We start from the raw sequence: 12,215 nt of genomic DNA, 5'->3' as shown, positions 1-12,215 counted from the left end.
CGACGAGGTTAGGCATGGTCAGCTGGTTACCGCGGGAGACCTGAAGCTCGATCGTCGCTCCCTTGGGCATCTGGTTGCCTTCGTTGGCGGTGCGGAGCACTGTGCCTTCGGGGCGGGTGGAATCGACTTCGGTGACCGTCACTTTGAACCCGGCCCCTTCGAGGTTGCCGCGGGCGTCGTCGATGGATTGACCAGTAACGACGGGCACTCGGACGCGTTCTGGCCCGGTGGACACCGTGATGGTCACACTACTTCCCTTGGCGACATGGGAGCCTGACGCCGGCGTTTGCTCAATGATGCGGCCGGAGGCCACGCTGTCCGATGGCGCCTCTTTCACCGTTTGGTCAAGCACAAGCCCGGCTTCTTGGAGCAGCCGTGAAGCCTCTTGCGTGTCCTTCCCCGTGAGGTTCGGGACGTCGGTTTGCTCTTTTCCGGTGGAAATCGTGAGCGTGACCTGGGTGCCCTTGGGCACTTGCGATCCCGCTGCTGGGCTCGTGTCAATGACATGGCCCTTTTCGACGTCGGCATTAGACGCTTCCCGCGTTTTCACCTTGAACCCAGCGTCTTCGAGTTTGGCGATCGCGTCATCCTCGGTGAGATTCCGAACGTCGGGGATGCTGATCTTCTTGTTGTCGTTAGTGTCGACGTGGGGGAGGCTGCTGCTCGTTGTGTTGTCGTGGTAGTAGGACCATGCGATGGCGCCACCGATCCCGAGAATGGCGAGGATAACGAGCGTCCAGATGATCCGTATCCATGTGGATAGCGCGCTGCGTTTCTTCTCTCCCTGCTCGGAGTGCTTGCTGGCGTGTTTGCCGCCGGAGTTTCGTGTGGCGGTGTCGCTCCCTGCCGGTGCGACGGCCGCGTGTGCTCCTTGCGCTTGGCCGGGGGCGTCTGACGGGACAGGTTGGGCTGCGTGAGCACCTTGGGCGGCCGCACTGTGCGCGCCGCTTCCAGCTGCGATCCCGGCAGCTCCAGCTGCTCCGGCGGTCCCTGCAGCGGGCATGACCGTCGTCGCGACGTCGCTGGGATCGTTCTGGTGGGGCATCGGGCTGTAAGGATTCGTCCGATGCTGCGCGGCCAGCGGTGTGCGGTGGCTAGCCAGGCGTCGAAGGTCGTCGGCGAAATCGGCCGCATCGTCATAGCGGTCGGCCGGATCCTTCGCCATCGCTGTCATGATGACGGCGTCGACGTTGGTGGCAGTGGTCGGATTGAGCCTGATGCCTTCTACGTGTGATGGCGGCACCGGTGTGCTTTGCACGTGTTGGTACGCGACGGAGAAGGGCGATTCGCCCTGGAAGGGCGGCTGTCCCGTGATGAGTTCGTAGAGCACGCACCCGCTGGCGTAGATGTCGGATCGTGGGTCGGCGGAGTGTCCGCGCGCCTGCTCGGGCGAAAGGTATTGCGCTGTTCCGATGACGGCCGCAGTCTGCGTCATGGAGGACGTCGCGTCGCCAAGCGCTCGCGCGATGCCAAAGTCCATGACTTTGACGGACCCGGTGGCCGTAATCATGATGTTGGCGGGCTTGATGTCGCGGTGGACGATGCCCGCTTCGTGGGAGAAGTGGAGTGCGTCGGCGACGTCGGCCATGACGGTGGCGGCGTACTCGGGATCCAGGGGTCCGTCTTCGCGGATGATGTCCCGCAGGGTGCGTCCGCGGACGCGTTCCATGACGATGTAGGGCACGGAGCCGTCGGCTTCGCTTGTTTGCCCGGTGTCGTAGACAGCGACGATGGCGTGGTGGTTGAGCTTGGCGGCATTGAGCGCTTCACGACGGAATCGTTCGAGGAACGTGGTGTCGCGTGCGAGGTCGGGCCGCATCATTTTCACGGCGACGTCGCGTCCGAGGAGGGTGTCGGTGCCGGCGTAAACGTCGGACATTCCTCCTGTGCCGATGATTTCGGAAAGTGTGTATCGGCCCCCTAGTAGGGTGTTTGAATCCATCGTTTAGACCCCGCTCCGAGCGCTATTTCCGTTACTGGTTCCGTTGTGGGAGCTGTGGCCTTGCCCGGTGGTTCCTCCTGTCCCGGTTCCTCCGTTGATGGCGGAGTTCTGTTGGTTGGTGTTGCCGGATCCGCTGTTGCCGCCGTTGCTGTTTCCGCGGCTGCCGTTGTTTCCTGCGTTCCCGGACCCGTTGTTGGTGCCCCCGTTGGAGTTATTCCCGCCGGTGTTGGTGTTACCGGAGTTGCCGTCGGTGGTCCCGTTGTTTCCGTTTCCGCCTGTGGTGTCGTTGTCAGTACCGGGGGTGTTGTTCGTCCCCTGGTCTCCTGTCTCGGTCGGCTGAACAGGCCGGGTCTCGGTGCCGGGGTTGGTTTGTTGTTCCGTGTTGGTCCGCTGCGGAGGCTGGTAGGTCTCCGCCGGCGCGGTGTCATTGTCGTTGTTCTCACCAGGGACGACGGTGGTGATGACGCTGGTGACAGTTTCGCCAGTTTCGTCGCGTCCCCCATCGCGGTGAACGCCGAAAGCCATCCATGCACCAATAGCGACGACGATGAGGACGAGGAGCCCGATGAGCGTCCAGAGCCACCGTGTGGCCTTGGAGTTGTTGTTCTTGTTGGACGCTGCGCCTTTGTTGGTGTTCCGGGCAGGGCTTTGTCCACGATTGGGCGTGCCGCCAGCACCGCGGTGGGCAGCGGCCGCTGCCGCGCCGGGAGCTGCAGCATTCTGCTGTGCTACGGGGCTGACACGTGTGCTATCGGAGGGGCCACGGTTAGTTGCCGCTCCGCCGAGTGATGGGTGGACGGTGCCACCGGGTTGCGGCGCTGGCCCCTGGACCTTGGGCGCAGGGGTTTGAGGTTGTTCGGTGACCTGCGCAATGGATTCACCAGGCGCTGTGGGCGAGACGAATTGCGCAGTCGGCTGGGGCTCACCATTGGTGGCGAACATGGCCGTGGGGGCGTCGGGCCCGCCGGGGGTCACCATGCCGTCTTGGTTGATCTGTTGATGAAGCGTTTCAGGTAGTGGCGGCATGTCGCCGTTGCGAACATGGGCGACGGCCATGGTGAGCTCGGCACCATTGGCGTAGCGTGCGCGGGGATCCTTGCGCAGCGCCGTCGCAATCAGTTCGCGAGTATTCCGCCCGATGCTTTCCGGCAGAGCAGGCGGCGTCGTGTTGATATGCGCGATGGCGACGGACACGGTGGAGTCGCCCCGGAATGGCCGCTGGCCGGTCAGCATTTCGTAGCCGACAACACCGAGCGAGTAAATGTCGCTGGCAGGCCCCACTTTCATCCCCTGGGCTTGTTCAGGGGAGACATATTGCGCGGTACCAACCACCATGCCGGTCCGCGTGAGCGGCACCGCTTCGGCGGCCTTGGCGATGCCGAAGTCCGCGACCTTGACCGTGCCGTCGGGTGTGATCAGCAGGTTGCCGGGCTTGATATCGCGGTGAACCATGCCGGCAGCGTGAATGGCCTGCAACCCGAGCGCGCTTTGCTGCAGCACGTCGAGTGCGAGCTTTTCGGGAAGTTTCTTTTCGCGCGCGAGGACGTCGGCAAGCGATTCGCCCCGCACGTATTCCATGATGATGAAGCAGAAGGTCAGCCCGGCATCGAGAACTTCGCGGTAAGCGTGGGTGTGAACGACATTGGGGCTGTCGATGAGCGATGACGCGTTGGCTTCGTTCCGGAAGCGTTCGCGGAACTCGGTGTTGTCGGTGTACTCGGGTTTGAGAACTTTGATGGCGACGGGGTCGCCGGTGTCGTTGTCGGTGGCGAGCCACACGGTGGACATGCCGCCTCGGCCGATGATCCAGTTGAGGCGGTAGTGGGTTCCTACGAGGCGTTGAACGCGCTCAATGTCTGATCGATCCGGTTGGAGATCGTTGTCATTGGTCATGTTTTACACCCCGTCCTTGAGTGCCTGGGCGATGACGGCGCGGCCGATGGGGGCTGCGACGGATCCACCCGTTGCTGCTTGTCCTCGGTCACCACCATTTTCGACGACGACGGCCACGGCGACGTCGGCGTTCTGGGAGGGCCCGAAGGCGACGTACCAGGCGTGTGGTTTGGAGGACCGTGAGTTTTCGCCGTGTTCGGCGGTACCGGTCTTGGATGCGATGTCGGCGCCGGCGTACCCGCTGGTGCCTTTTTCGGATCCGATCATGAGCTGCGTGATGCGGTTCGCGATGTCTTCGTTGACCGCGGTATTGACTTGTTCAGGTTTCGTGGTCTTGATGGGCTTGAGGCTGGAGTCCGTGATCTGTTTGATCACGTAGGGCTTCATCCTCTTGCCTTTGTTCGCGATTGTGGCGGCGATGATGGCGTCCTGCAACGGTGTGATGGACACGTCGCGCTGTCCGATGGAAGACTGCGCCAGTGACGGTTGGTCAGCAATTTCGCCGACGGTGGACGTCTGGACGGGCAGTCCGAAGTCATCCACGCTCTCACCCACGCCGAATGCCTTGGCGGTCTTCTTGAACTGCTCGGTCCCCGCAGCCATCCCGAGCTGGGCAAATGCCGTGTTGCAGGAGAGTGTGAACGCGGTGGACAGCGTCGTCACGGAACCACTCCCGCAGCGCTCGCCGTCGTAGTTCTCCATGGTCGTGTAGCTATCCGGCAGCGTGATCTGCGGTTCCGCGGTGACCGTGGTGTTGGCGTTGACGTTGTTTTTCTCCATGGCAGCAGCCGTGGTGATCAGCTTGAACGTCGATCCGGGCGGAAGCGTCTGCTGCGTCGCGTGGTTGAGCAGCGGCGATTCCGGGTTGTTGTTGAGTGCTGCCCAGTTTTGCTGTGCTTCCTCAGCATTCGTGGTCACGATGCTGCGCGGGTCGTAACCAGGTGTGGAGGCCATCGCGAGTACTTCCCCAGTGGACGGCCGAAGCGCGACGACAGCACCGGTGTATCCGCGGCTGGTCATGGCGTCATAGGCGACGCGCTGCGTCTTGGGGTCGATGGTGAGCTCGACATTGGCACCCTGGGTTTCCTTGCCCGTGAGGGTGTCGGTGAACCGTTTGGTGAACAGCGAGTCATCGGTGCCGTTAAGGATGTTGTTCTGGCTGGCCTCGATACCTGCTGTCCCGTAGCGGTCAGAGAGGTAGCCCTCGATGGGCCCGAATGCGTCGGGGTCGCTGACGTATTCGCGGTTGTACATGTCATTGGCGCCCTTGACGGAGTGTGCGAGGATTTCTCCCCCGGCGCTGATCTGTCCGCGTTGGCGTGACTTCATGTCGTAGTACTGGCGACGGTCAAGCGAGTTCTTGGCCAGGTGGTCGGTCTGGAACCCCTGGATCCAGGTGAGGTTGGCGACCATGGCAACAACGAGGAGGAGGCAGAAGATGGTGACTGCGCGGATGGACCGGTTCACTGTTGTGCCTCCTTCTGGTTGGTGCTGGCTTGCTGGTTGGTTTTACGGTTCGGTGTCGCGGCTGACCCGCTAACGCTAGCTGGTTGCCGCGCGGAATTGGAAATGCGCAGGATGATGGCCAGCAGCATGTAGTTGGCAAGGAGCGACGAGCCTCCGTGGGCGACGAATGGCGTCGTCAGTCCGGTCATCGGTAGGAGTCTTGAAATCCCTCCGACGACGACGAATACCTGGATCGCGATGGTGAGCGAGAGCCCAGAGGCGACGAGTTTGCCGTAGGTGTCGCGTGTCTTGAGCGCTGTCTTCATGCCTCTGGCGACGAAGACGGCGTAGAGGACGATGAGCGCGGAGAGCCCCACGAGGCCAAGTTCCTCACCGATAGCGGCGAGGATGAAGTCGGAGTGCGCGACGGGCACCTCTTCGGGGTATCCACGTCCAAGTCCGGTGCCGGTGATCCCACCCCACGACAGGCCGAAGAGCGCTTGCGAGAGCTGGTATCCGCCTTCGTTGTAGTGGCTGATGGGGTCGATGAAGTTGTCGACGCGTGTCTGGATCTTGGCGGAGATGTTGTAAATCCCGACGGCACCGATGGCGGCAAGACCGAGTCCGATAATGATCCACGACGGCCGCGACGTGGCGATATAGAGCATGCCAAGCACGGTCCCGAAGAGCAGGAGTGCCGGGCCGAAGTCGTTTTCACCGGCCATGATGACGAGGGCGATTCCCCACACGACGAGGATGGGTCCGAGGTCACGCAGCCGCGGGAATCTCATTCCCAGGAATTTGGTGCCGGCGACGTTGAACAGTGCTCGCTTGGTGGTGAGGAGTGAGGCGAAGAACAGCAGGAGCAGGATCTTCGAGAACTCACCGGGCTGGATGGAGAACGGCCCGATCTGCACCCACACGTTGGCGTCCGCGTTGAGGCTGGTGGGCCACACCATGGGGACAGCCATGAAAACCAGACCAGCGATACCGAGCAGGAACGAGTAGTCCTGGAGGGATCGGTGGTCGCGAAGTCCGACGATGACGGCGACCATCATGGCCACACCGATCACCGTCCACATGATCTGTGAGCGGACAAGGTTATTCCCCGTGGCCAGGTCCAGCCGGTAAATCATGACGAGGCCGATGGCGTTGAGCAACGCCGCGACGGGAAGCATGATTTGGTCGGAGTAGGGCGCTTTCCACAGGATTACGAGGTGGGCGACGGTGAAGATGATGATGAACCCGCCGAGGAGGTAGGCAACATCCGTGGTCAGCGGGTGGTTAGCCGCGATTTCGACGGCGATCACCGCCAAAGCGAGGATCGCGGTGACAGCCAGCAGCAGCCCGAGTTCGATCCAGCGCCGTGGCCGTTTGGGCCGCGCAATGGGTCCCGTGTTGTCGGTTGCTTGTCCGGTTGTCGTCGCCGGGTATGCGACGGCGTTTCCCGCTGTCGATGGGTGTGAATAGGTCATTTATTTCACCTCCCGGCATGTGTCACCAGGTGTGGTGAGGTCTCCGGGTTGCCCGTTGGCGGTGTCTCCCGAGGCATTGTTGGCTGCGGATTCGCCAGCACTGGGTGCGCTCGGTGCAGGTTCGCCACTGGTTGCCGCGTCAGAGGGCGCGTGTGGCTCACCACTGCGGTTGTCGCGGGCGGCGTCGGGATTATCGGCGTTGCCGTGCGACGATTCGCGGGTGACGCACACAGGGAGCGCTTGCTTAGCTAGCCGCTCCATTTGTGTTTGGACGTCGTTGTAGTCCCCCGATGGCAAATTATCGACGTTGGTCCGCGTCGATGGCGGAAGATCGGTCAGCTGGAAGCGGTGGCATTTCTTAGTGGAGTTCGCGTCCAGCAGCGTGAGGTTGCCCTTGGCATCCAAACATGCGCGTTGGTACGTGCTGTGGAGTGTTTTCCCAAGGATTGTTTCGTCGGCACCTTTATAGACGACGAGTTCGTTGTTGTCGGTGGCGATGTAATAGCGGTTATCTAGCGTTTTCTTCGCCCACCACCCGCCGGCACCGATGACGACGGCGAGGACAAGAACAATGACGCCCACCGTGAGACCGATGCGACGTCCTTTTTTCTTATTGTGTTTTTCGTGGTTATGGCCGTGCCCTCCGGCGACGGCTGAACCGTGGGCGGAGTCAGCGCGATCCCCCGCGCCACTCACAGGATCAGCGAGGTCACCCCGCGACGCCTGTGCTCCTCCGTTGCTGGAGGCCCCACCGTTGTCGGGCGACGCCGGCTGCGATCCGGACCGCCCCCCAGGATTCCGTTGCGCCTGGGCCTCTTTGTTCTGTTGTATGAGCTTCATGCCGACGGCACGGCCGGCGGCGGTATCGGGCCGGGCGACGTCGGTCTGTTCCGGATCGAGCGCGCCGACGAGGAGAGGCGCGGCCGGGGCGTAGTCGTCGTCGCTGGTGTCGACGATTTCTCCGAGGACGACGGTGACGTTATCGGGCCCGCCGCTGCGTAGAGCGAGGTCGATAAGGCGCTCGGCAGCTTGGTCGAGCGTGCCGCGGGAGACGATATCCGCGATGGTGTCGTGGCTGACGGGGTCAGAGAGGCCGTCGGAGCACAGGAGATAGCGGTCACCAGGGCGGACGTCGCGAAGCATCAGGGTGGGCTCCACGGGCCGGCCTGTCAGCGCTTTCAGGATGAGGGAGCGCTGCGGGTGGTTAGAGACGTCCTCGGGTGCCAGCTGGCCTTCGTCGACAAGGGATTGGACGTAGGTGTCGTCTTTGGTGATTTGCTCTAGTTGTCCGTCGCGGTAGAGGTATCCGCGTGAGTCGCCAACGTGGCAGATGGCGAGGGTGTCGTCGTTGAAGAAGAAGGCGTCGAGGGTGCACCCCATGCCTTCGGTGGCGGGGTTGATGTCGATCTGGTTGGCGATAGCAGCGTTACCTTCGGCCATCGCGTCGGCCAGCTGCCCGCACATGTCGTCGCCGGGTCCCACATCGTCGACGTGGGCGATGTGGGAGATCATGAGCTGGGAGGCTATTTCTCCCGCCGCATGTCCGCCCATGCCGTCGGCTAGTGCCAGCAGGTGGGGGCCTGCGTAGGCAGAGTCTTCGTTGTTTCCGCGGATCAGTCCTACGTGCGATGCGGCCGCGTAGGTCAGGGCATATGTCATCTAATGATCCCTTCCTACTGCACGTGCAGTGTGGTTCGGCCGACGCGGATGGCATCTCCGCGGGTAAGGGTTTCTAGCTGGTCGATGCGTTGTTCGTTGAGGTATGTCCCGTTGCGCGATTCTAGGTCTTCCACGAACCAGTCGTTTCCGTTGCGGATGAACCGTGCGTGACGGGATGAAGCGTAGTCGTCGCTGAGGACAAGTGTGCACGACGACGCTCGTCCGACGAACACTTCGGATTGTGCCGTCAGGTCGATCGTTTGTCCTCTCTGGGGCCCGTTGGTCACGACGAGTTCCGAGAGTGGGGCCTTATTTCGCTGGTTCCGTCTGCCGTCGGCATTGGGGGCGACGGTGGGGTCAGGCCCGCCTTGGGGCGCTGCTACGGCGGGTGCCGCGAGCACGGCGGCTGAGGGTGTAGCCGAATCCCGTTTGAGAGCGCGCAGGGTGAGCGCGATAAAGAGCCAGAGCAGGATGAGGATGGCTAGTTTAACGAGAAACAACACCGTGCTTTGCATGGTGGGCATCCTCCTTGGTTGTGCAGCAGCATCGGTTGTGGCTCCATGTGCGCCAGCTGGATAGTGAGCTTACAGGCACACCTGGACACCCCACCGATTCAAGTCGTGCCCTACTTTACCTTCTTTGGTGTACCCGCGCGCCAACCCCGCAGCATAAAGCCCGTGTTCGTAGAGGTGCGGTAAAGCTTTTCGACGGTGTCAGCGTCGGTATTGAGGCCGGTATTCACACCACTATCGACGACGGCACCGCCACGGAGTTTGGTCTGCGTCGAGCTAATTTTCACGCCGCGGACTTTTGAGTTCGCACTCCGGTTTTACATCCGCGGTCCTACCTCTGAGGCGTGTTGATTCGCACCTCTATATAAGAGTGTCCGACGGTGATGACGTCTCCGTCGGCCAGCAGCCAGTTGTCGATCGGGGTGTCGTTGACGGTGGTGCCGTTCGTGGAATGCAGATCCACCAGGACGGCCTCTTTTCCGTCCCACACGAGTTCGGCGTGTCGCCGCGATACGCCGGTATCGGGGAGGCGGAAATCCACCTGGTTACCACGCCCGATGATATTTGTTCCTTCGTGTACGTGGTATGTCCGGGAGGACCCGTCTTGAAGTAAGAGGGTGACGGCCGCTTGTTCGCTTGCCTGTCCGCTTACCGACGCCTGTCCTGGGGCATACCCGCCGTTGTCCTGCGCGTTCGGCGCTGCTGCGGCACCGGCGGGGGAGACGTGCCCTGTTCCCGGGGCGGGGTTAGCAGTGTCGGCGGCGTCGGCAACTTCGGACCACGCTTGCGCATGGCGGTAGCTGTCATAGTCGACGCTGTGAGGGTAGCCGGATTGTCCCTCTGGCTGTCCGGCCTGCCCCGGCTGCTTCTGGTTGGCAGAGTTGTTGTGTTGTGAGGCGTAGACCTCGGTCGGCGGGCTCACTGGCCGCGCATCCTGGTGCTCTGACACGGAGGAGTGGCACTTGAGCTGGCCGGTGTGCAGGCCTTTGTCGCTCTTGAGGTCCACAGTGACGGCTTCGTACGTGCGCCATCCTTCGTTGCGGATGAAGCGTCCAAGCAGGTCAGAGAGGTCGAAGTTCAGGTCCGGATCGGCGTCGTTAATCTTGTCTAAGTCTTTTGCTGCTAGGTAGACGACGTACCGGTCGGGGGCATATAGAGTGCCGTGGGGTCCATAAACCAAGGAATCCTCGGCCTCTTGCTTCAAGAGTTCCTCAATTTCGGCAGGGACGACGGATCCGCCGAAGACGCGCGCGAATCCATTATCCATGCCGCGTTGCAGGGAGCTATCGAGCTTTCGGAAACGCCCGAGCATATCCATATGAACTGGGACACCTTTCTTGGCATCGCGCGAAAATCCAGGGCTGCACTCATGTGCGGCTGATGGCAAAAGTGTGCGGTCAGCCGCGGTTCTTCCCTGATCTGCGATCGTTCTTGATGTGACCGTGTTGTTCTCTACGCTATGCCATTTGAGAGAAGTTCAGGTCATTATACGAATTTCTTTCGTAAATACATAGGAGAGCAGCGTACTACGTCCAGGTTTTTCGTCGAGTTCGATCACTATCGACGGGATTGTGCGCGATATGAATAAGAAATGTATGAGATATGAAGCCGACATATTAAGAGGTATAGAGGTGTTTTCGGCGAGTCTGCGGACTAGTTTGTGAACTTTTGCAAGCCTGTGACCTGCTCTTTTGTTTTCGACGTGGGACGTCGTGCTAAGCTGACGTGCGTTGTTTCGGGCGAGTGGCGGAATGGCAGACGCGCTGGCTTCAGGTGCCAGTGTCCTTTACGGACGTGGGGGTTCAAGTCCCCCTTCGCCCACAACTTCATTGTGAGTGTTAGTCCCCGTTGGTTGTGATCCTGCAAGGGTTTCAGCCGACGGGGACTTTCGCATTCTTCCAGTTTCCCCTCACCGTTGTTGATTCCTTAGATACAGTGTTCCCTAAAGAAACCTAACTTCATGCTGGAGGACGGAGTAGGGCTTGATCGACGTGGGTTGATGATCTGTGAGGGAGTCGGGATATGAGCGCGATGAACGGTACGGTGCGACGACTTTATGACGGTGTAGCGCTTTCGTACGGAATGACGATGGTCGTGCTCGGGTCGACGATTCCGTCGGGGCTGTATTCGATATATCAGCGGGATTGGGGTCTGGGTTCCAGCTCAACTGTCGTCTTCTTTTCTTTTTATGTCGTTGGTGTGGTTATTGCCTTATTGTTTGGCCACATTTCTGACACTGTGGGAAGAAAACCAGTTATTTTGACGTGCATTGCGCTCTCGCTGGCCTCGAGTGCAACCTTTGCGCTGACAACTAATTTCCCTGGTTTGTGTATTGCCCGCACGCTATCCGGGTTATCGGTGGGGTTATGCACTGGTGCGTTTACGGCAGCTCTGCAAGAGGCGATATCTCCTGCCTTAGGTGCCCTTTTGAGCACGATTTACACATCTTTGAGTTTGGCACTCGGCCCATTATTTGGTGCGTTCATTGCCTTACATTCGGGGTTACCCCTAAGAATTCCTTTCACCATTTACGGAATTCTGACGCTTGTAGCAGGCGCATTGGTGTTATTAATCACCGAGACTCTCGAGAATCGAGGACGGCTGAAGCTAAAAGTTCAGATCGGTGTTCTGAAGAATCTCGTGTCTGCTTTCATTCCGTTCGCCGTTGCCATTGGTGTTGCCTACGGTACAAACGGGCTTTTCCAGTCCGTCGTCCCACTCAGCATGAAAGGCTTAGGAGTATCCAGCCAACTGGGCATGGCCTTTACGACGTTTCTCATGCTTGCGGTCTCCGCGGCAACTCAAATTGGGATGGCATTTCTTCCCCGCGAGCCAAGTTTGGCGGCTGGAATGATTATTTTGGTGGTGGGCCTGGGATCCACCGCGGTGTCCCTCATTATTGGCGCGCCCATCGTGGCCTGGTTCGGCATCTGTATTTCAGGTATTGGACAGGGAATCAGTTTTCGCACTTCGTTGGCTGGCACAGCCGAACTATCGCCACGATCCGATAAAGCCAAGACAGTATCGACGTACTACGTGGTCGGTTACGTGGCCACGGCTGTCCCTGCTCTCGCGGCAGGAATTGTGGGCGGTCAACCTTATGTTGTTGCCATCGTGTGTGCCATCGTCGCCGCTTTTGCTATCAGCAATGTGTTTTTACTACGCAGTGGTAAGCGTCGGTAATGGTGGGGAGATAACGGCGGCTAGAAATGACAATGGCGATAGTCCCCCGTTATAAGAAAGCCGATGGCAAAAGATGAGAACACTAGATGAGAAGACTAGGTCTCG

At 60.4% G+C, this 12,215-nt stretch carries 9 protein-coding genes and 1 tRNA gene; 2 read left to right on the top strand and 8 right to left on the bottom strand.

All coding sequences use genetic code 11. From position 1 onward, the window contains the following. The 8 genes from pknB to Q3981_RS09130 all read right to left on the bottom strand — a co-directional run. A partial coding sequence (pknB, locus tag Q3981_RS09165) for a Stk1 family PASTA domain-containing Ser/Thr kinase (protein ID WP_303125511.1) occupies positions 1-1,879 on the bottom strand: 1,879 nt, incomplete at its 3' end. 66 nt (positions 1,880-1,945) lie between these two features. After that, positions 1,946-3,835, bottom strand: a complete 1,890-nt coding sequence (locus Q3981_RS09160) for a serine/threonine-protein kinase (RefSeq protein WP_303125509.1) — start codon at positions 3,833-3,835, stop codon at positions 1,946-1,948. A gap of 3 nt (positions 3,836-3,838) precedes the next feature. Continuing rightward, complete coding sequence (locus tag Q3981_RS09155; RefSeq protein ID WP_303125507.1) at positions 3,839-5,302, bottom strand: penicillin-binding transpeptidase domain-containing protein; 1,464 nt, start codon at positions 5,300-5,302, stop codon at positions 3,839-3,841. Further along, the gene (locus Q3981_RS09150; protein WP_303125505.1) at positions 5,299-6,756 is read right to left on the bottom strand and encodes an FtsW/RodA/SpoVE family cell cycle protein; all 1,458 of its coding nucleotides are present in this window, start codon (positions 6,754-6,756) and stop codon (positions 5,299-5,301) included. The genes Q3981_RS09155 and Q3981_RS09150 overlap by 4 nt, the downstream gene beginning before the upstream one ends. Then, positions 6,757-8,415: a PP2C family serine/threonine-protein phosphatase gene (locus Q3981_RS09145; protein ID WP_303125503.1), complete on the bottom strand. Its 1,659-nt coding sequence runs from the start codon at positions 8,413-8,415 to the stop codon at positions 6,757-6,759. Between the two features lie 14 nt (positions 8,416-8,429). Further along, positions 8,430-8,939 carry an FHA domain-containing protein gene (locus Q3981_RS09140; RefSeq protein WP_303125501.1) on the bottom strand — a complete coding sequence of 170 codons (510 nt, stop codon included), beginning with the start codon at positions 8,937-8,939 and terminating at the stop codon, positions 8,430-8,432. 101 nt (positions 8,940-9,040) lie between these two features. Beyond that, positions 9,041-9,214 (bottom strand): hypothetical protein, encoded by a 174-nt coding sequence (locus tag Q3981_RS09135; RefSeq protein WP_303125499.1) that lies wholly within the window; start codon positions 9,212-9,214, stop codon positions 9,041-9,043. Positions 9,215-9,258: 44 nt separating this feature from the next. Further along, positions 9,259-10,245 (bottom strand): DUF3662 and FHA domain-containing protein, encoded by a 987-nt coding sequence (locus Q3981_RS09130; protein ID WP_303125497.1) that lies wholly within the window; start codon positions 10,243-10,245, stop codon positions 9,259-9,261. Between the two features lie 419 nt (positions 10,246-10,664). Here Q3981_RS09130 and Q3981_RS09125 point away from each other — a divergent pair. Continuing rightward, positions 10,665-10,748: transfer RNA gene (locus tag Q3981_RS09125), tRNA-Leu, on the top strand. Positions 10,749-10,949: 201 nt separating this feature from the next. Continuing rightward, on the top strand, positions 10,950-12,110 hold the full coding sequence (locus Q3981_RS09120) for an MFS transporter (RefSeq protein ID WP_303125495.1): 1,161 nt from the start codon (positions 10,950-10,952) through the stop codon (positions 12,108-12,110). Positions 12,111-12,215: the final 105 nt, after the last annotated feature.

This window comes from Corynebacterium sp. (assembly GCF_030530965.1).
Lineage (GTDB): Bacteria > Actinomycetota > Actinomycetes > Mycobacteriales > Mycobacteriaceae > Corynebacterium.
The sequence above is the reverse complement of the archived record's forward strand: the minus strand, read 5'-3'. Positions and strand labels throughout refer to the sequence as shown.